Here is a 17,835-nt window from a genome sequence, read left to right as displayed (position 1 = left end):
AGAGATCAGAAGCCCGGCTGCTCGCGGGCTTCCCATTTTGCAAACCCGAGCCGGGCAAAGAAGATGGCCGGGATAAAGAGAACAACTGCGCCGAGAGCCGCAAACGGGCTCGAAAACGCCACTGCCGAGAGTGCAAGAAGCACCACCCCGACAAGGGCAAGGTACGTGACCATCACTTTAACGCTGTACACCATCACGCTGGGCGAAAGACCGGTCAGCCAGACCGTGACACCGAGACTGTAGAACGAAACCGAGAGGGTGAGTACGACTGCAGGGAGAAGGTAGAGCGCCTGGCCGGAGAGCAGGGCAGCAAGCGCGACAAAGACCGCCGGGATGATCTGGAGGACCGTAAAACTTGCAATCTTGCTTTTTATGACCGTACGGACGCTTACCGGCAGGCAGGCATAGGCCCCGAAGGTGTCAAACATGGTCAGCCACGTGTACATGGTTGACGCAATCACACCGGTGACCAGGGCAAATTCGAGCAGCACCCCGTAAGTGGGCAGGTAGCCGTTGAGGAGCGACAAAAAGAACCAGATGACCACAAGCGGGATGACAAAGGAAAAGAGCGTCTGGCCTACCATCCCTCCGCTTCGGTACATGTCGATAATGTCTTTTGCCGTAAGCGGCGGTGTCGGGAAAAAGGAGAGTTTCTTTGCAAGCGGCATGAGCATATCGTGATAATGTTTTGTTGAATCGGCAGTCTCCGGGGTAAAGAGCCAGATGGAGACCGTAAAGAGGATTACGATCGTGGCACAGCACAGGAGGAGATTGGCCCACGAAAATGCATTAAAGAGCATCACCGGCGGGAAGAGCTGGGCCGGGTTCTCGTGGGTAACAAAGGCAATTGCCCCTGCTGCAAGTGCAAGGAATACAAGAACGGCGGCAAGTGCCGGTTTCGAACGCGAATACAGGGAAGAGAGGAAAAAGACCAGGCAGAGGCCGGAAAGAAACGCGAGGGTGAGGGTAAGCGAGAGAAGAAGCGGGAGCGTGATCGGCACGCCGATAAAGGGAGATGCAAGCAGAAATCCGAGCGCAAGCGGGAGCACCCAGAGGACAAAGTAGTAGAGCGTGTCTTTTATAACAAAGTTTGCAAAGATGAAGCGCTCCGAGAGCGGGAGGCTCCGGGCTGCATAGGCAAGCAGGCTTGCCTGTCCGAAGCGCCGGTTCATGACCTCGGAGCCGAGAAGCCCGAACGCCCCGACCATAAAGCCAAGCATCAGGTAGTTCGCGTGCAGGACAATCGAGAGTTCTCCTGACGGGAGGGCCTGGCGCATTAAGGGAAGAAGAAACGATCCCATGAATGCGATCCAGAAAATGAGGATGGGAAAGAGCGCAAACGAGATGCTCCCAAACATCGTGGAATGGATCCGCCACTCCTCTTTTATCATGGCAATGAAGAGCTCAAACATTCCTAGTCCTCTGCACGAGTTCGAGGAAGAAATCGTCAAGGTGGCGGTGCTCCGCGACAAGGCTTGCGACTGTACCGGTATGGAGGATGTTTCCCTTGTGCAGGATCACAAAATCCGAGCAGATCTCCTCGGCCACTTCAAGGATGTGGGTGGAGAGGAAGATGGTGTTTCCCTTCTTTGTGTATTCAGCAAGGTAGTCCTTGACCTGGTGCTGCATGATGGGGTCGAAGTTGATGAGTGGTTCGTCAATAAGCGCGAGCGCGGGCTGGTGGACGAAGGCCTGGGCAAACATCAGTTTCTGCCGGGTGCCGCGGGAGAGATCCTTGCAGAGCACGTCTTTTTTGTCCCCAAAGTCCATGAAATCAAACCACCATGCAGCCCGTTCTTCGATATCGGGGATCTTCCGGATTGCGCCTACCAGCTGTAGGTATTCATGTGCAGTCAGGAAGCTGGGTGGGGTCTCCTGTTCGGGGATGATCCCGACACGCTCCCGAACCCCAACAGGGTCCTGCTGCACATCAACCCCAAGCACGGTTGCGGTTCCGGCCGTAGGCCGGATCTGGCCGGTCAGCATCTTAATCATCGTAGACTTGCCGGAGCCATTGGGGCCCAGGAGACCGTAAAGTGCGCCCTTCTCCACAGAAAGGCTGACACCGTTTACGGCAACAAGGTCGCCGTACTTCTTGGTAAGGCCGGTGGCTGCGATCACGTGTTCGCTCATGGAACGCCTCCGGTGGGAAGGCACGGGTAGTCTGGTGTCGGTGCATGGCAGCGGGGTAACTGCCCGGGCCGGGTGGTTTTTTTGGGGACGTTGTTCATGAAAGGATCACCGGAATGAGGAATGGCAGGGAGATGTGTATTCATGGTCTTTTGCCTCGTTTGTTCTTTTTTGTTTCCTGATCTTCTGGGCTGGCGCAGGCATCAGGATGTGCTGCAAGCCCGTTCCAGAGGAATGCCAGGGCCTGCCGGGTAAGAAGGGTTTTTTGTGCAGAATCTTTTTCTGCAGTGATACGGGGGGCAATCCCGGAAAGTGAGGTTGCAAGGATCGAGCAGAGAAGTGCAGGGTCGTAGTCCCGGATAATGCCCTCCCGTATCCCCTCCCGGATCAGCTCCAGCAAAAAGAGAAAATGGGACATGCCCTCTTCGTGTGCGGTGGAGGAGACAAACGGCGAATGGGCAAACTGCTCCATGAACCGGTATTTGTCCGGGTTTTCTGTTACCCAGGCAATTGCATTTTCCCATACCCGGCAGAGCTTCTGTTGTATGGCTGGTTCGTTGTCAATGCCAGTTTTTAAAGCCGCGCCGGCTTCTCCCTTGATCTGGCGGTACAGGGTGTCGATGAGCTCTTCCTTTGTGGGGAAATAAAAAAAGAGCGTGCCGGTTGCCACCCCGGCCTCGCGGGAGATAAGCGATGTCGGCGTGCCGTGAAACCCGCGCTCGCAGAAGAGCACGAGCGCCGTTCTGAGAATCGCGTCCCTTTTCTCGTGTGCCGGTTCCGTTCCGCTCACCTCAGGAGGGCCTCTGTCTCCGGTGCAGAAAACGGCCCGCCATGGCCGGTATAAATAATCAACGGGTGGCGGTCCAGGAGCGCCCGGATATTCTCCCGGGCGAGCGCTGTATCTTCGGCAAAGATCGGCAGCCGGGCCTTACGGGGCGGGAAAAGGCCGGTAATGAGATCGCCGGCAATGCACTCCCCGGTTGCAAGATCAACAGAAAGCGATCCTTTCGTGTGGCCCGGCGTGGGAATAACCGCGCCGTCAATCCCGTACGCATCGAGCCGGTACGGTGCATCGATCCGGATCACCGGTGTCACTCCCAACTCGGGCCGGGGGGCGAGTTTCCCGATCATCATACGGAGAACGCGGCCGGTCAGTGTTGCCGGGACAACCGGTGCGCCTGCCCCGGACGAGAGGTATTCCGCTTCAGCTTTGTGGACGAGCACGGGTGCCCCGGTGGCGCCGGCAAGTGCCGCTGCACTCCCGGTGTGATCGAGATGTGCATGGGTAATCACGATCAGGCCGAGTTCCCACGGCTTATACCCCTCTTTCTGCAGGGCGGAAAGGATCTTAGGGGTGCTTCCCGGAAAACCGGTATCAACGAGAACCGGCCGGGTGCCCCGAATCAAAAATGCATTCACGTGGCCAAGCGGGATGGGAATAACTAAAGGCTTTACCTCTGTGGTCATTTACGTTTTCTCCCGGGAAAAGACCGAGCGGATGCCCGAGGCCGCGTTCATGCACCAGAGTCCTCCCTTAAGAACCGGGACAAGCAGCATTGCCATGCCCTCCATGTCGGCTTTCACATCCTTTAGGAGCCGGGGGATCGGCAGGTGCTGGGGACAGGCCTTCTCGCACTTGCCGCAGTTCTTGCACAGGCCGGCATTTGAGGGCTTGTTTAAGAGGCCTCCGTGGTGGCCGATGTACTGGAAACGCGGATTTTTGTCTTTGGGGAAGAGGTGGCGGGCATTGTAGAATGCAAAACAACCCGGGATATCCACCCCGGCCGGGCAGGGCATGCAGTACCCGCAGCCGGTGCAGCCCACTTTCATGAGCTGTCTGAATGCAGCCTTTGCATCGTCCAGGATGGCCCGGTCTTCGGGTGTGAGTGACCGGGGAAGGACCGCACCTGCTGTACGGATATTCTCGTCGATCTGGGCCTCGTCGTTCATGCCCGAGAGGACAACGGTCACCTCCGGGTGGTCAAGTACCCAGCGCAGGGCCCATTCGGCCGCGGATCTTTTTACCGGTGCCCGGTCATAGATCTTCTGCACTTCGTCCGGTACATGGCCGGCAAGGCTTCCCCCCCGCAGGGGCTCCATCACCATCACCGCGAGTCCTTTTCCTGCGGAATACCGGAGCCCGGCGGTCCCGGCCTGGTTGTGCTCGTCAAGAAGATTGTACTGGATCTGGCAGAACTGCCAGTCGTACCCGTCCACGATTGGTTTAAATTCCTCGAAATTTCCGTGGAACGAGAACCCGGCATTTTTGATCTTCCCGGATGCCTTTGCCGAATCGAGGAACTCAAGGATCCCAAGCTTCAGGAGTCTCTCCCAGCTCTCTCCGGCAAGGCTGTGGAGCAGGTAGTAATCGATATGATCGGTCTGGAGGGTTGCCAGGTGCTTTGCAAGGATCCGGTCCATGTCGGCACGCTCCTTGACCGTCCAGTGGGGAAGCTTTGTTGCAATCTTTACCTTTTGGCGGTACCCGTCCTGGAGCGCCTTTGCAAGGATCGGTTCGCTTTTTCCCAGGTGGTAGAGCGGAGCGGTGTCGAAATAATTGACCCCGTTATCGATCGCGTGGCGGATCTGGCGGATCGTCCGCTCTTCATCAATCCCCCGGTTCTTTGACGGGTAGCGCATGCAGCCAAAGCCAAGCGCGGAAAGCTGTTCGCCGGTTTTTGGAACGGTACGGTAGAGCATGGGTGCACCTGTGATTAAATTGACTGGTCAGTCAGTCCATATATGCATTCCGGTTCTTTCGTGAAACACCGGTTACAGAACCGGGCAAAAAGAGAAATCTGCAAATCCTGCATCGGGAAAAATTTTTCGTGCCGATTGTCTTTTTTTTAGGCACTCGGCATTTTCTTTCTCTCAACAGAGGATGCGTATCTCCGGTAGAACCACCGTTTCGCCAGTTCGACGAGAAGGATGTACCCGCCCACGATGAGAATTAATGCGGCATAGAATGTCAGGGGCGGCTGGACAAACCCGAAGAATGCCCCGAGGATCGTAAACGGCAGGATGCACCCGACAGCGGTAATGATTCCTGCACAGATTACAAGGAGTTTGCTTGGCCTGCTCGTATAGAACGGTACAACCCGTGTCCGGATAACAAAGACGATCAGCGTCTGAGTGCAGATCGATTCCACGAACCACGAGGTCTGGAAGAGCGCAGAGTTGGCCTCGAAGAAATAGAGCAGGATAAAGAAGGTGATGTAATCGAAGATCGAACTCAAAGGGCCAAAGAGGATGGTGAAGTCCTTGATGAAGCCTATGTCCCATTTCTTGGGAGTTTTGGTATAATCCGCATCCACGTTGTCGGTCGGGATCGCCACCTGGGATAGGCTGTAGAGGAGGTTGTTGAGCAGGATCTGGATCGGGAGCATGGGAAGGAAGGGAAGGAAGATCGAGGCCCCGGCAACGCTGAACATGTTCCCGAAATTGGAACTGGTGTTCATGAGGATGTACTTCATGGTGTTCCCCACCGTCTTCCTCCCTTCAATCACCCCGTCATGGAGTATCCGGAGATCGTTTTTCAGGAGAATGATATCCGCGGACTCTTTTGCGATATCCACAGCGTTTGCCACCGAGATCCCGACATCTGCCTCCCGTATGGAAGGTGCATCGTTGATCCCGTCGCCCATGAACCCGACCACGTGGCCGTTCTTTTTTAAGGCATTCATCACCCGGTTTTTCTGGACCGGGGTTACCCGCGCAAAGATGGTAATGTCGTTTACTACCCGCGAGAGCCCTTCTGTATCGAGGTTTGCGATCTCGGCTCCGGTGAGGACACCTTTTATGGGAAGGCCGATCAGCTCGCAGGTTTTCCTTGTGACCAGCTCGTTGTCGCCGGTCAGGATCTTGAGTTCGATCCCGGACCGGGCAAGGAGTTCTACTGATTCGCGGGCGCTCTCCTTTGGCGGGTCAATAAAGGTGATGAGCCCGACAAGGATCATTTCCTTTTCGTCATCTATGGAAAATGCGGTCTGGTCCCCGGTCAGGGTGCGGTAACAGACTGCAAGCGTCCGGAAACCCTGGGTGCTCTGCTCGTCATAGATCTTCTGGATCCGGGCCCGGGCCTCATCGTCCAGTGACTGGATAAGGCCGCCCTTATCCTCGGCTGTACAGATCCGCAGGACCTCTTCAGGAGCGCCTTTTGCAATGATCACCGATCCGCCTTTTGTTTTTGCGACAACAGAGACCCTTTTCCGGACAAAGTCAAACGGGATCTCATCGATCTTGGTATAGTCGCCGATATCGATATGCCGGAACCTGAGCACCGCTTCGTCGAGCGGGCTTTTGAGGCCGGTGCCAAAAGTGCTGTTGATGTAGGAGTAGGTGAGCACCTCTTCGCTGTCGTTTCCCTCCGTGTCAAGATGCCGGACAAGTGCAATCTGGTTGTCGGTAAGGGTCCCGGTCTTGTCAGTGCAGAGCACGTCCATGCTCCCGAAGTTCTGGATCGAGGCCGGGTGCTTGACAATCGCCCCCTTCTCCGACATAGCAATCGCACCCTTGGAGAGATTGAGGGAGAGGATCATGGGCAAAAGCTCGGGCACCATTCCTACTGCAAGAGCGACCGAGAAGAGAAGGGAGTTTAAGATGTCCTGCTTGATAAGCGCGTTCACAAAGAAGACAAAAATGACCAGGGCAAAAACGAACTGGGTCATTAGGTAGCTGAAGTGCCGCAGGCCGCGCTCAAACTCGGTCTCGGGAGGGCGGGCCACAAGCGTCTTTGCCACGCTCCCAAACTCGGTTGCAGCGCCGGTCTTTGTGACAACGGCAGTCGCGGTCCCGCTCACGACCGAGGTTCCAAGAAAGATGTAGTTCTCTGCCTCTGCCAGGGGTTTTGCAGGATCTGAAACGCCGGGCATTTTTTCTGCAGGGTAGGGTTCACCGGTCAGGGCAGACTGGTTCACATACAGGTCCCGGCCGGTGATCATCCGCGCATCCGCGGGCACGATATCCCCGGCAGACAGGAAGATGATATCACCCGGGACAAGCTCGAAGATGGGGACTTCCTGCACGGTCCCGTCACGGAGCACCGAGGCATTGGTGATGATCTTTTTTCTTAAGAGCTCGGCTGCCTGTCCGGCCCGGTATTCCTGGAAAAAGTCGATGGTGACGCTGATAAAAACGATAATAATGATAATAATCGCGCTTGTGACCCCGCCGGTAAACGCGGAGAGTACAGCCGCTAAAAGCAGGATGATGATCAGGAAATTCTTGAAGTGCTCCAGGTACTGGAGCAGGATCGGGCGCTTTTTTACCTGCGAGATATCGTTTGGCCCGTACTTTGCCGCTCGGGCGGTCGCTTCCGCGGAGGAGAGTCCCTGGGGAGAGGTGCCAAGCCGGGCAAATACGCCTTCCACGGGAAGGGCATGCAGCTGCGTGTCCTGTTCGTTACCCTGTTGTTGATCCTGCTTTGTCTTTTTGCCGAACATGACTCACGTACCCTTGTTAAATCTCCTGCAAAGTTCCTGATACTCCGGTGCAGATTTCGCATTCCCCGGAAAAATCCTGTTAGCTGATGTTCCAAGGTAAGTGTATTAATATTACTCTTTGTCTTCCCGCGAAAAAATGGTGCCGGGGCAATCTTGCACTCAGAGGAAAAATGGTGTGATTGCGGTTTTGCCGGGCAGGCATATGCCGGGTTACGAATACGCATTAGGATATTTATTCCAAAAACCGGGAGAAAATAAGCCCGTAAAACCGCCCGATCGCCATCTTCAAATTTTAAACCCCTTAATGGCCCTCATTCTCAAAAATAAGCCCAAATTGAGCCCCATATAATGCCCATAATCGGCCCATAGAGGCCTTTTTTTGGCACCTTTTTCCGGGATCATACAAAAACCCGTTTTGATCCGGAAACGAGCAGGAAAGGGCCTTTATGAGGGTCATTAAAATCGTCCGATTGCAAAAATATGGCCAATTTGGGCTTATTTTGGAAAGTGGGGAAACGGAGCCCGATACGGGCTCCGATGGATCCAAAAAAGGGTCATCCGGGCTCAAATCGGGCCCGGATGGGGGTAAGTGATCAGGGTGGATTTGGGGGGGGGTGGGGTTTACCCTGTTCATCGTCAGGGTGATAATTTTCGGCAATTGATGGATCGCGGACCGGGCTTTTCTCAGGAATCTTTGGCAGCGGAGTTGCATATTTTTAGAGAAATACACCGTGGTTCTGTTGCGTTGTCGGGATGTTTATATAGTCAAGGATAATGTATCACGACAATATCATTTTCATTAAGTCCCTTTAATACAAGAGCAACGCAACTTCGAACCGTATGACGTCTCCATTCTAGGGGGAAGGCTGATTTTATCTCTCATCTACCCGGATTTGTTCTCTGGTGATTCTACCAGCTGCATCGGCTCGTTGTGGCAGGTAATTTCCCCGCCACCTGCTTCTTTTACCACAACGACATTTCCGCATATCATGCACCGGTATATTTCACCGGATTTCTGGACGTTTACCACCAGATTCCCCCCGAATTTCACCTATTTTTCTCAAATCTCTTTCAGTCCGGTTGAGATGCTAATAGCACAGTTATAGATTTCGTTATTTTTCAAAATTTGTTTTAAAATCTGATTCGAACGCCAACTGATATTAGGCCGCAAACGTAGTGATCACGCCGGTAATGACAGGAGGTTGCCATCATCAAAACTATTGCAATTAACGGTCTTGGACGAATCGGGAGGCTGGTGCTCAGGCATTATGCAGAAAACCCGCCGGGTAATATCCGGCTTACTACCGCTAATTCCTCGACATCCCTGGAGGATCTTGCGTACCTGATCAAATACGATTCAGTTCATGGCAAAGCCCCATTTCCGGTGTCGTATGGCGAGGATTACCTCACGCTCGGATCCCACCGGCTTGACGTCGTGAATAACCGTGATCCGGCCCGGATCCCATGGAAGGAACACGGTATCGATATAGTGCTCGAATGCACCGGTGTGTTCACGAAGCGGATAGCGGCTGCTGCACATATCACAGCAGGTGCTTCCAGGGTTATCATCAGCGCCCCGTCAGCGGATGCTGATGCGACCTTCGTAATCGGTGTCAACGAGAGGTCCTTCGATCCGAAAAAACACCACATAGTCTCGAATGCATCTTGTACGACAAACAGTCTCGCTCCCGTGGCTAAAGTGCTCAATGATGCGTTCGGTATCGAATCCCTGATGATGACAACCGTTCACGCATATACCGCGAGTCAGGCGCTGGTTGACGACTCGGCACGAACCAAACGGCGGGGACGGGCTGCGGCAGTATCACTGGTCCCTTCGACAACCGGTGCCGCAGAGGCGACGGCATTGACCATCCCGGCACTGAAGGGTAAAATGCACGCGATGGCAATCCGTGCTCCCGTCCCGGATGGGGCGATCACCGATATCGTAGTGCATGTCGGACGGCACGTCACCGTTCAGGAGGTCAATGATATCCTGAAGATGGCAGCCGAAAACGAGTTGGCCGGCATCATGGAGTATTGCGAGGATGAGCTGGTGTCGGCCGATATCATCGGGAATCCGCATTCCGCAATCATCGATGCCTCATCGACCGCTGTTGTCAACGGGAATGTGGTCAAAGTGATGGCCTGGTACGACAACGAGTGGGGCTATGCGAGGCGACTGTTGGATCTCGCGTCATATATTGCAGGTCGCATGGAGGCCGGATGAGAGCACAAACGGAGAATCTACGAAGATACAATCTTCTCTATGGATTCGTTGTCCGGGGGTAATCCATGGCAGAACAAACTAATGGTACACCCCCGGAAAAACCCACAAAAGAGACCTGCTCACATACGTGCGCCGGTTGCCCCTCTGCGAGCAGTTGCTCCGAAGCAAAACCCGGCCTTCCTTCAAAAGCAAATATCGGGGTTAACCATGTAATCCTTGTGCTCTCAGGGAAAGGAGGTGTGGGAAAATCGACTGTTTCAGTCAACCTTGCTTATGCTTTGTCCGGCCATGGCTACAATGTCGGACTTCTTGACCTCGATCTCCACGGCCCAACTATTCCGAAAATGCTGGGCATTGAAAGCCATAAACTTCTTACATTAGGAAAGAGGATCGAACCGGTTCACGTTACCGGCTCGCTCTCGGTTATCTCCATGGCACTCCTTCTCCCGGATACGAGTACACCGATTATCTGGCGCGGACCCATGAAGACGGCGGCAATCCGTCAGTTCCTTGAAGATGTCAACTGGGGTTCGCTTGACTATCTCGTTGTGGATCTTCCCCCGGGCACGGGTGATGAGGCTCTTAGTATAGTCCAGCTTGCGCCTAATGTACGGGGTGCAGTGATTGTAACAACACCTCAGGATGTTGCTACGCTTGATTCCAAAAAGGCCATAAAATTTGTGGAAAAACTCAACATCCCGGTGCTTGGGGTCATCGAGAACATGAGCGGCATGATCTGCCCCCATTGCGGCGAGGAGATCGATCTCTTCGGTAAAGGTGGCGGTAAAAAGATTGCAGAAGAATTCTCGGTTCCCTTCCTTGGTGCGATCCCCCTGGATATTGATATGCGGAAGGCCGGTGACGAAGGACGACCGTTTATTATCCGGCGCGGAGACAGTGCCACGTGGGCAAGTGTAGACAAGGTTATAGAATCACTTATCAAGGTTGTTGAGGGATAGCCGGCTGGAATTTTCAGAGGTTATCCTTGTCAGGAAAGAGCTGCCGGTTCTGGTGCGTTGTTGTGACCCGAAGAAAAGACTCCGTCAATCACTACCCCGCCAAATATTTAAACAGTCTTAAAGATGGTTCTTTCAAGGCTGCGGGATCTGACTCTCTCTTTTCGATGTTGATATCTTTCCAAATCCTTCAGACATGACAGAACCCAGATAACGCTCAATCAAATCAGAAAAAGTGCGAGGGATGGGATTCGAACCCAAGAACTCCTACGAGACTAGGCCCTCAACCTAGCGCCTTTGACCTGGCTTGGCTACCCTCGCCCAATGAAGAATTACTGCACTGTGGCTTTTCGCCGGAGAATGTGCTCTGGCCTGCCTTTTGTGCCATAACAAAAAGGTTGTCTATCTAAAAGAATGTTATGGCCGATTCCGTCCTGCCCCTGTCAGGAAACTCACCAGGGGCCGACGATCCAGCATTTGCCGCGGAAGAAACGGGCGATCGCTGCAATCGTATACGCTGATGGCAGCACCGATGCATACATGTATATTTTCCTGCGTTATACCCGGTGCATACATGTGGGCTGATATCATCCGCGAATTTGCCGACTCGCCCTCCCAGTCCCGGGTGGTCCGGTTTCTTCTCGAAAACGGGTTTGGCATCAACGAGGAAGGAAGAGTCTGTTGTAACGGTATCGAGATCCCCGCCACCTCCATTGCAAAGGCCATTGGATCGGACAGGCGCGTTGTGGATTCAACTGCCCGGCGCATCCTTGAAAAGACTTCCCTGCGCGAGATCTTCCTGAATATGCGGGCCACACCCGACCTGAGCCGGGTGGCTGAAACCCTTGGCTACTCGGTCATTGTGGTGATGCCTAAGGACGCAAACGAGCGCGGGATTGTCAGCGCCGCACTCCGGGTACTCTCAAACCATTCGCTTGCGATCCGCCAGATCTTTGTCACCGATCCCCAGCTCTCGGAGGACCCGAAGCTTGTGATCATCATTGAGAACCCGCTTCCTGACGGTGTGGCAAATGAGATCCGGGCCCTCCCGCAGGTGCGGCAGGTTATTCTGTAAACCGGGAACTTTTTTTAAAGGGTGAGCAGTTCCACTTCATTAAAAAGGCGGTACATTCTTTTCCTGATCTTTCTTGGCAGGTGGATCGCGCCCGCAATCTCCTCTTCGATGGTTACCCGTTTTGCACCGGCAATCAGGTTATCGGCGTTCGTGACAATCTTCTCTTCTATGGTCTGCGGCATGCAGTCGCGGGGAAGAAGGCCAAGGAGCGTACATTCGTCTGCAGAAAGGCCGGCGCCGGTGTGGCACTCCACGATCCGTGCAAGTTTCTCGGGACATTTCATCCCGCGCAGGAGATCGGCCCCTCGTTGCGCATGCCCTAAAGAATGCGTGCTGCCACGGCCGATATCATGAATGAGGGCGCCTGCGATCACCAGATCCGTATCGGCAAGCGGGGTCTGCCGGGCATAACCCCGTGCACAGGTACAGACGGCCTCGCAATGAGCGATAACCTTCGGTTTACAGCCAGCTTTTTTGAGAAGATCAATGCAGCGTTCCGGCTTTTCAGGCATGGCCGAGCGTCTTTTTCATGATCTCGATGCGCGCCCGGAGCGCTTTTGCCAGTGTCTCGTTCTCGAAATGCGAAAGTGGCTGTCCGCAGTTCGGGCAGGTGAAGTTACCCCCCATGGCTACGGTGAAGGTGTAGATATCGTGGCAGTCCTTGCAGATATAAAAGTCGTTCTCTTCCTCGAACCGCGCCCGGCGTTCAAGTTTTGAAAGAACCGTCTCCATATCCTCGCGGATGGCATCGTAGAGCAGGTCAATCCTGAGCTGCCAGAGATAGGTCAGCCAGCCGGTTTCGTTGTTCTTGATCCTGTGGTACTCGGCAAGCCGTTTCTCGTACAGGGTATAAAGCGTGTGGCGCACGGAGTTGAGGTTGATGCCCGTGCTTGCAGCAAGATCCTCATCGCTGTGCTCACCATCCTTGGGGAACCGCTCCAGGAGATTGATCCCCTCATCTCCGATCAGCCGGTGAATATATGCCCGGGTAGCCGGGTTATTAAGCACTTCTTCCACAGGATCCATCAGCGCATATATTGTCGGACAGTGCTAATATTCTTATCCAGCGCTTTTTGTGCGGCGTTCCGGGTGGGACCTGTCCCGGACACGCTGGTTACGGCCTGACCCTCCTCAAAGAATGTGCCCGGCCAGGGAATATCCGCGATCACGGGGGCCAGATCCTTTAAGTTATCAGTGAGGGTGAAGTCCCGGTCTGCAAAAAGGATCCGCCGTGCTGCGTACTGGTGCGCGTGAGATTTTTCAGGGATTGTCCCGGCGCACGCATCCATATGGTACTGGAAAAGGTTGCACCCGTATGCGGCCTCCACCGTATCAAGGGTGCCCTGGAAACGCGGGTTAACCTCGATAACATACGGGGTTTTTTCTCCTGCCACAAAGTCGATCCCCAGTGTTCCCATGCAGCCGCTTGCAGCAACAATTGTTTCGGCAAGGGCGATCATCTCCGGGGCGAGTGGATGATCGAAAGGAGTGATCGAACCGGAGAAGCCGTATGCGGATTCACCCTCGCCCCGGAGTACCTGCTCGTTTACTGCAATTGCCCGCGCAGCCGTACCGTTTGCAACACAACAGACACTTGCCGGGATTCCCTTTGCCACCTCCTGCCGGATGTAGGGGATCTCCGGGTACAGTGAGGCCCAGGCTTTTTCTGCGGCTGCATCGGGAATCACCGCGTTCCGCCATCCTCCTGCTCCCCGGCAGGGTTTTGCCATAATCGGGTACTGGCCGTCGGCTGCGATTCGCGGTACCGGCACACCCAGTTTTTCGAAGAACTGCTGCATGGAAAGCTTGTCCAGTAACGGCTCCACGCGTTCCCGGGGTGTTCCGCAGAGCGGCACCGGGAAGGAAATATCCTCTGCTCCCGATGTGGCTATCGCAAAATCAAAAACATAGCGTTCGCACATCTGCGCGATCGCACCGGGGAGGTCTGACAGGTCTTCAAAACGGATCCTGTCCCGGGTGTACCATGAAAGATCCTGGTCGCAGAAATGATCGATAGAACAGACCTCGTAACCTGCACGTGAGGCAGACTCTGCCACATGGCGCGTGGTAAAACCGGCAACAAGGACCCGTCCTTTCACAACTCCTCCGTCTGCTTCCCGGCCCGGGAGGGGATGATCCGGATCTTTGCCCCGGGAAATTCGCCCGCAAATTCCCTGCCGTCATGGTACCGGTCCAAAAAGAGGGCAAGGCTCGCGATCTCCGAATGGGGCTGGCCGGTTACCGCAACATTATAGTCAGCGAGGCCGTACATCTCGCCGGGCACTTTCTCGGCCCCGACAACCACCAGCAGTTTTTCACACGGCCGGATCTCTTCGATGATATCGGGAAGGTTGATCCCGTACATGGTAAGGTGGGCCACTTTTCCCCCGGCAGCCTTCCAGTCCTTAATGCAGGTGCGCCACCTGATATTATCCTCGCAGAAGAACTGCCCTCCCCACCGTTCGGCAACATCAAGTACGCTCTGCACCACGCCCTTGTCGCTTGCCGCAAGATACATGCCACACGCGCCAAGCGCCCGGCCGGTCAGGGCCACATGGGTGGTCACCCGCTGGTCCCGCTCGGGACGGTGGCCGATCCGGAGAATGACTACTTCTTTTCCTGCCATAATATCAGTTCTTTTTTGCTTTTACTACGCCGTTCTCGAACACGTACGGGAGGGTATTGTCATATTTTGCCTGGCACCTCAGCATGGACTCGCCCACAGAAAGGGCCCGGATCGTTGTCCCGTCCCGTTCAATCAGGAAAGCGCGGTCCAGCCGGTCAAGGGAATCAGCCACAGAGTCCCGGTCAAGGCCGGCCTTTTGTGTTAGCGCCTCAAGGGCGATCCTGTTTTCCTGCGCGAGGAGGTGATATACCATCCAGTCCGTGTCCTCGTTTTTCACCTGTACACATTCCCGCCCGGTCTCATTATAGTTTATTGCCGTGGTGTCTTTGTCCCGTATCTTTTTTGCCAAACGGGCCTCCACAAGTACTATGGACAGCGATGGCCCGGCGCCCTCTTTTACCGAACTGGTCAGGATTGCAGATTGCCTGCTTGAAGAGAGCGGTGAGGATGAGGACGCACTTGTGCGCCGGCTGCAGGTCCTGCCCGGCCCGGTCCTTTCCGAGCTCCTGGTCTCGGACCTCCTGAATGCCTGGCAGGTCTTTTACTATTTCTTCCGGAATGCACCGGACGAGCTGGTGCGCGAACGGCTCGAACTTGAACCAGCCTCATCCCTTGAGCACGGTGTTGAAATTGACGAGATCGAACTGCTCAACCGGGTATTCCGCATAAAAAAGGGCATCCCCGAAATTGTTGTAACCGACGGGAAAGAGCCCTTAAAAACGTTCTTTGGACCAAGCGCCGTTGATGACAGCCTCTCGTACATCGAGTCAACATTATAACCGGTCGCCTGCAGCGATCAGCTGCTCATCGACCCGGGCGGGAACCACCGGTGGTACCTTCCCCCACGAGACCACAGATTCTCCCATGATAGCATACACCCCGTCCACCCGGGAAGGATCGATCGTTTCAAGCACACGATGGTCATCCGGCCGGATCCGGTTGCAGACGGCAGTGGCCCATGCATCGGCATCGAGAGGATCGCGGGCAAAGATCGTGACTGCGTCTGCCATCCCAAACGAGATGGACGGGCCGACCGTGGCCGATGAGGTGCAGATGCCATAGGAGTGCTGCTCCTGTGGCGGCACAATAAAAGCAATCCTGTCCGAGACCGGGGCAGACCCCGCATGCACTCCCACCCGGACGTCCCGGTCGCTGACAAGGGCAATATCGCCGCCATTATCGATCACGCCAAAAGTTGCCCCTGCATCCATCATGGCATTGATGCCGGCCGCGGCAATCGCCCCCGCAACCGTTGCCATGGGTCCGACACCGGCATGTGCCGCAGCATTTGCCATGTGGCAGATCAGGGTCTCATCGGTTTCCGGCTCGTAGGGAAAAAAGGTGCTTGCAAAAAAAGGATCCCGGGCAATGTAGCATTCAAGCACCTGCCGGGCGGCGATCATTCCTCTCTTTGCCGCATCCGCATGTGCCGGGGTATCCGCGAGGATCGCGGCAAATGTCTCCCGGTACCGGAACGGTTCGCGGATCATAGGGGAAGTGTGAGCGCCGAATGCGGACAGGCCGGCACGCACTTGCCGCAGACAATGCACCGGTCTTCCGCAATTGCCAGTTTCCAGTCTGTGTCAAAGGAGAAGACCTCGCGGGGACAGATGGAGATGCAGGCTCCGCAGTCCACACACTCGCTGGTATTGACATTGATCCCGTGTTCAAGCAGCCGGACCGAGGCGCCATGCCGGGTCATGCTGCTCCTGACCAGTTTGCACTGGTTGTCCGGTACCTCGATGAGCGCCTCGCCCTCGGATGAGTCAATGACGGCCCGTTCAACACTGATGAGAACGCCGGTCTCTTTTACCACCTGTGCGATGATCGGGGCGTTCTTTTTGCCTTTACTGAAGTTCACGAGCAGTTTCATTTCAGCCACCTTCCGCCAAAGAGCTTCCCGAGATTTATTGCCGTGAGCATCCCGATCACATGGCGATCGGCATCAAGGACGGGCAGCGCACTGATGTTGTTCTGTTCGAGCTTTCGTACGGCAACATCCACCGCCTCATCAGTTGTCGTGGTCACCACCTTCTTTTTCATAATATCGCCCACGGTCGATGCCTTGCCGGGGTTTGCCACGGCTTTAGAGATATCAAAAGTGGTTATGATCCCGGCAAGCCTGCCATCACGGCCGATGACCGGGAGGTGGTTAGTCTCCCCTTTGAGCAGTTTCTGCGCTGCAGTCTGGATCTCCTCACCCTCGCTCACACTGACCACCTGTCGGTCCATGATGTCGAGCACACGCGGGCCGCTCGTGGTCTCATGCATGGGGTGCACTTTTTTTGTGGCATCGATGGGGCGGGTGGGAAGCGCAAGCTCCATCTTTCCTTTTCCTATCCAGTTTTTGAGCTCTGCTGCTACCTGCCGCGCCCTGCGGAAACTCGACAGGGACGAGGTGCGCACCTGCTCCCCGTTGATCTCCACGGAACCGGACCGGAGCTCGGCATAGGTGACGCTCCTGACCTTCGGGCGGGCGCGGCTGGGCACGCCATAGTCAAGCAGGTCAACCGGGATGTCCTCGTCCCGGACGGCAGTTGCCCGGACCACGTCAAGGTCAAGCACCGGTAGCGGTACGCCAATTCCAACGTAGAGCGTAACACCGTAGCCGGTCATGGTGGCAGCACGGAGGTACTCGGGAGACATTTCCTTGAGATTGCCGGTCACCATCAGCGTGCCAAAACCGCCACCGGGTGAATGCTGGGTCCCCTCCCCAACAACCATACCCTTCGCACCACACAGGAAGATTGGGACACCGCTTCCAATCAACCGCAGGTGGGGATCGTTGGTGAGCGGGTTGAGCAGCCCGGCGCCCGAGTACGTGATATTGCCGGTATTGGGAAGGAGCGTTCCCATGTAGGTATGCAGGAGCCTGTCGGTGGTATTGGTTGCCGCATTGTACCGCTGGTAGGCATTGCGCGGGTTGCACATGATCGCCTGGTTGAGGTTTTCCAGCAGGAGCTCGGTGGTAATCGTCCTGCGCGGGTAGCAGTCGGTACCCCGGGAGCTTGCCCGCAGTTCAACTGATTTTCCCGATACCAGGTCTTCGATGACGTGCGCTCCGCCGTACCGCTCGTCAAGTGTCTCTGACTGCTGGGTTGCCCCAATGTAGGTGTCCACCGCGGCAAGGCCCCCGTATGCTTCTACATCATTGAGCCAGATCCGCTCCATACGGATCGGTGGCTCCGAGTGCCCGAAGTTCAAAAAAGCGCCGGACGAACACATCGCGCCAAACGTTCCGGTGGTGACAACGTCAACTTCCCTGAGCGCCCCTTCCTCGCCCAGCTCGTCAACGATGCGGGGCATCTCCTCCGCGGTGACAACATGGGCACTGCCGTCGCGGATCCGCTCGTTGATCTGCCCGATGGATTTGTGCATAT

At 55.4% G+C, this 17,835-nt stretch carries 19 protein-coding genes and 1 tRNA gene; 4 read left to right on the top strand and 16 right to left on the bottom strand.

Going from position 1 to position 17,835, the window contains the following annotated elements; translation table 11 throughout:
- Window positions 1-5 precede the first annotated feature (5 nt).
- The 7 genes from MBOO_RS06745 to MBOO_RS06715 all read right to left on the bottom strand — a co-directional run bounded on the left by MBOO_RS06745 (window position 6) and on the right by MBOO_RS06715 (window position 8,601).
- The gene (locus MBOO_RS06745; protein WP_012106840.1) at window positions 6-1,412 is read right to left on the bottom strand and encodes a hypothetical protein; all 1,407 of its coding nucleotides are present in this window, start codon (window positions 1,410-1,412) and stop codon (window positions 6-8) included.
- Window positions 1,405-2,133 carry an ABC transporter ATP-binding protein gene (locus tag MBOO_RS06740; RefSeq protein WP_012106839.1) on the bottom strand — a complete coding sequence of 243 codons (729 nt, stop codon included), beginning with the start codon at window positions 2,131-2,133 and terminating at the stop codon, window positions 1,405-1,407. The genes MBOO_RS06745 and MBOO_RS06740 overlap by 8 nt, the downstream gene beginning before the upstream one ends.
- A gap of 139 nt (window positions 2,134-2,272) precedes the next feature.
- On the bottom strand, window positions 2,273-2,920 hold the full coding sequence (locus tag MBOO_RS06735) for a TetR/AcrR family transcriptional regulator (RefSeq protein ID WP_012106838.1): 648 nt from the start codon (window positions 2,918-2,920) through the stop codon (window positions 2,273-2,275).
- Window positions 2,917-3,597, bottom strand: a complete 681-nt coding sequence (locus MBOO_RS06730) for an MBL fold metallo-hydrolase (RefSeq protein WP_012106837.1) — start codon at window positions 3,595-3,597, stop codon at window positions 2,917-2,919. The genes MBOO_RS06735 and MBOO_RS06730 overlap by 4 nt, the downstream gene beginning before the upstream one ends.
- On the bottom strand, window positions 3,598-4,830 hold the full coding sequence (locus MBOO_RS06725) for an aldo/keto reductase (protein ID WP_012106836.1): 1,233 nt from the start codon (window positions 4,828-4,830) through the stop codon (window positions 3,598-3,600).
- A 146-nt stretch (window positions 4,831-4,976) separates the two neighbouring features.
- A complete protein-coding gene (gene mgtA / locus MBOO_RS06720; RefSeq protein WP_012106835.1) occupies window positions 4,977-7,571 on the bottom strand; it encodes a magnesium-translocating P-type ATPase in 2,595 nt (864 codons plus the stop codon).
- Between the two features lie 883 nt (window positions 7,572-8,454).
- Window positions 8,455-8,601: a desulfoferrodoxin FeS4 iron-binding domain-containing protein gene (locus MBOO_RS06715; RefSeq protein ID WP_157677625.1), complete on the bottom strand. Its 147-nt coding sequence runs from the start codon at window positions 8,599-8,601 to the stop codon at window positions 8,455-8,457.
- 177 nt (window positions 8,602-8,778) lie between these two features.
- Between MBOO_RS06715 and gap the strand changes: the two genes are divergently transcribed.
- Together gap and MBOO_RS06705 are read left to right on the top strand one after the other, a co-directional pair.
- The gene (gene gap / locus MBOO_RS06710; RefSeq protein WP_332306250.1) at window positions 8,779-9,798 is read left to right on the top strand and encodes a type I glyceraldehyde-3-phosphate dehydrogenase; all 1,020 of its coding nucleotides are present in this window, start codon (window positions 8,779-8,781) and stop codon (window positions 9,796-9,798) included.
- Between the two features lie 65 nt (window positions 9,799-9,863).
- Window positions 9,864-10,757 (top strand): Mrp/NBP35 family ATP-binding protein, encoded by an 894-nt coding sequence (locus MBOO_RS06705; RefSeq protein WP_012106832.1) that lies wholly within the window; start codon window positions 9,864-9,866, stop codon window positions 10,755-10,757.
- A gap of 233 nt (window positions 10,758-10,990) precedes the next feature.
- Here the strand turns inward: MBOO_RS06705 and MBOO_RS06700 are convergent.
- Window positions 10,991-11,075 (bottom strand) — tRNA-Leu (locus MBOO_RS06700).
- Between the two features lie 253 nt (window positions 11,076-11,328).
- On the opposite strand from MBOO_RS06700, the gene MBOO_RS06695 reads away from it, so the two are divergent.
- Window positions 11,329-11,829 (top strand): hypothetical protein, encoded by a 501-nt coding sequence (locus tag MBOO_RS06695; protein ID WP_012106831.1) that lies wholly within the window; start codon window positions 11,329-11,331, stop codon window positions 11,827-11,829.
- Window positions 11,830-11,843: 14 nt separating this feature from the next.
- Here the strand turns inward: MBOO_RS06695 and MBOO_RS06690 are convergent, their stop codons facing one another.
- Genes MBOO_RS06690 through MBOO_RS06670 form a run of 5 tightly spaced genes read right to left on the bottom strand, consistent with a single transcriptional unit; the run spans window position 11,844 to window position 14,804 of the window.
- Window positions 11,844-12,341 (bottom strand): HD domain-containing protein, encoded by a 498-nt coding sequence (locus MBOO_RS06690; RefSeq protein WP_012106830.1) that lies wholly within the window; start codon window positions 12,339-12,341, stop codon window positions 11,844-11,846.
- Complete coding sequence (locus MBOO_RS06685; protein WP_012106829.1) at window positions 12,334-12,855, bottom strand: transcription factor; 522 nt, start codon at window positions 12,853-12,855, stop codon at window positions 12,334-12,336. The genes MBOO_RS06690 and MBOO_RS06685 overlap by 8 nt, the downstream gene beginning before the upstream one ends.
- Window positions 12,855-13,928, bottom strand: a complete 1,074-nt coding sequence (locus MBOO_RS06680; RefSeq protein WP_012106828.1) for an ATP-grasp domain-containing protein — start codon at window positions 13,926-13,928, stop codon at window positions 12,855-12,857. The genes MBOO_RS06685 and MBOO_RS06680 overlap by 1 nt, the downstream gene beginning before the upstream one ends.
- Window positions 13,925-14,455, bottom strand: coding sequence for a tRNA (cytidine(56)-2'-O)-methyltransferase (locus tag MBOO_RS06675; protein WP_012106827.1), 531 nt, complete (start codon window positions 14,453-14,455; stop codon window positions 13,925-13,927). Before MBOO_RS06675 ends, MBOO_RS06680 begins: the two co-directional genes overlap by 4 nt.
- Before the next feature lie 4 nt (window positions 14,456-14,459).
- A complete protein-coding gene (locus MBOO_RS06670; RefSeq protein WP_012106826.1) occupies window positions 14,460-14,804 on the bottom strand; it encodes a hypothetical protein in 345 nt (114 codons plus the stop codon).
- Window positions 14,805-14,823: 19 nt separating this feature from the next.
- On the opposite strand from MBOO_RS06670, the gene MBOO_RS06665 reads away from it, so the two are divergent.
- Window positions 14,824-15,234 (top strand): hypothetical protein, encoded by a 411-nt coding sequence (locus tag MBOO_RS06665; RefSeq protein WP_012106825.1) that lies wholly within the window; start codon window positions 14,824-14,826, stop codon window positions 15,232-15,234.
- Here MBOO_RS06665 and MBOO_RS06660 read toward each other — a convergent pair.
- The 3 genes from MBOO_RS06660 to MBOO_RS06650 are packed head-to-tail and all read right to left on the bottom strand — an operon-like array spanning window position 15,229 to window position 17,833.
- Window positions 15,229-15,945: a UPF0280 family protein gene (locus tag MBOO_RS06660; RefSeq protein ID WP_012106824.1), complete on the bottom strand. Its 717-nt coding sequence runs from the start codon at window positions 15,943-15,945 to the stop codon at window positions 15,229-15,231. The genes MBOO_RS06665 and MBOO_RS06660 overlap by 6 nt on opposite strands.
- On the bottom strand, window positions 15,942-16,328 hold the full coding sequence (locus MBOO_RS06655) for an indolepyruvate ferredoxin oxidoreductase subunit alpha (protein WP_012106823.1): 387 nt from the start codon (window positions 16,326-16,328) through the stop codon (window positions 15,942-15,944). Before MBOO_RS06655 ends, MBOO_RS06660 begins: the two co-directional genes overlap by 4 nt.
- Complete coding sequence (locus tag MBOO_RS06650) at window positions 16,325-17,833, bottom strand: homocysteine biosynthesis protein (protein ID WP_012106822.1); 1,509 nt, start codon at window positions 17,831-17,833, stop codon at window positions 16,325-16,327. The genes MBOO_RS06655 and MBOO_RS06650 overlap by 4 nt, the downstream gene beginning before the upstream one ends.
- Window positions 17,834-17,835 lie beyond the last annotated feature (2 nt).

The organism is Methanoregula boonei 6A8 (assembly GCF_000017625.1).
GTDB lineage: Archaea > Halobacteriota > Methanomicrobia > Methanomicrobiales > Methanospirillaceae > Methanoregula > Methanoregula boonei.
Note: the sequence above shows the minus strand (reverse complement) of the source record. Positions and strands in the feature narration are given on the sequence as shown.

Bases quoted from the DNA above. Each gene is read 5' to 3' on its own strand.
- MBOO_RS06745 (WP_012106840.1), bottom strand. From the start codon at position 1,412: ATGTTTGAGCTCTTCATTGCCATGATAAAAGAGGAGTGGCGGATCCAT.
- MBOO_RS06665 (WP_012106825.1), top strand. From the start codon at position 14,824: ATGGACAGCGATGGCCCGGCGCCCTCTTTTACCGAACTGGTCAGGATT.
- mgtA (WP_012106835.1), bottom strand. From the start codon at position 7,571: ATGTTCGGCAAAAAGACAAAGCAGGATCAACAACAGGGTAACGAACAG.
- MBOO_RS06675 (WP_012106827.1), bottom strand. From the start codon at position 14,455: ATGGCAGGAAAAGAAGTAGTCATTCTCCGGATCGGCCACCGTCCCGAG.
- MBOO_RS06695 (WP_012106831.1), top strand. From the start codon at position 11,329: ATGTGGGCTGATATCATCCGCGAATTTGCCGACTCGCCCTCCCAGTCC.
- MBOO_RS06725 (WP_012106836.1), bottom strand. From the start codon at position 4,830: ATGCTCTACCGTACCGTTCCAAAAACCGGCGAACAGCTTTCCGCGCTT.
- MBOO_RS06685 (WP_012106829.1), bottom strand. From the start codon at position 12,855: ATGGATCCTGTGGAAGAAGTGCTTAATAACCCGGCTACCCGGGCATAT.
- MBOO_RS06740 (WP_012106839.1), bottom strand. From the start codon at position 2,133: ATGAGCGAACACGTGATCGCAGCCACCGGCCTTACCAAGAAGTACGGC.
- MBOO_RS06730 (WP_012106837.1), bottom strand. From the start codon at position 3,597: ATGACCACAGAGGTAAAGCCTTTAGTTATTCCCATCCCGCTTGGCCAC.
- MBOO_RS06650 (WP_012106822.1), bottom strand. From the start codon at position 17,833: ATGCACAAATCCATCGGGCAGATCAACGAGCGGATCCGCGACGGCAGT.
- MBOO_RS06705 (WP_012106832.1), top strand. From the start codon at position 9,864: ATGGCAGAACAAACTAATGGTACACCCCCGGAAAAACCCACAAAAGAG.
- MBOO_RS06660 (WP_012106824.1), bottom strand. From the start codon at position 15,945: ATGATCCGCGAACCGTTCCGGTACCGGGAGACATTTGCCGCGATCCTC.
- MBOO_RS06655 (WP_012106823.1), bottom strand. From the start codon at position 16,328: ATGAAACTGCTCGTGAACTTCAGTAAAGGCAAAAAGAACGCCCCGATC.
- MBOO_RS06690 (WP_012106830.1), bottom strand. From the start codon at position 12,341: ATGCCTGAAAAGCCGGAACGCTGCATTGATCTTCTCAAAAAAGCTGGC.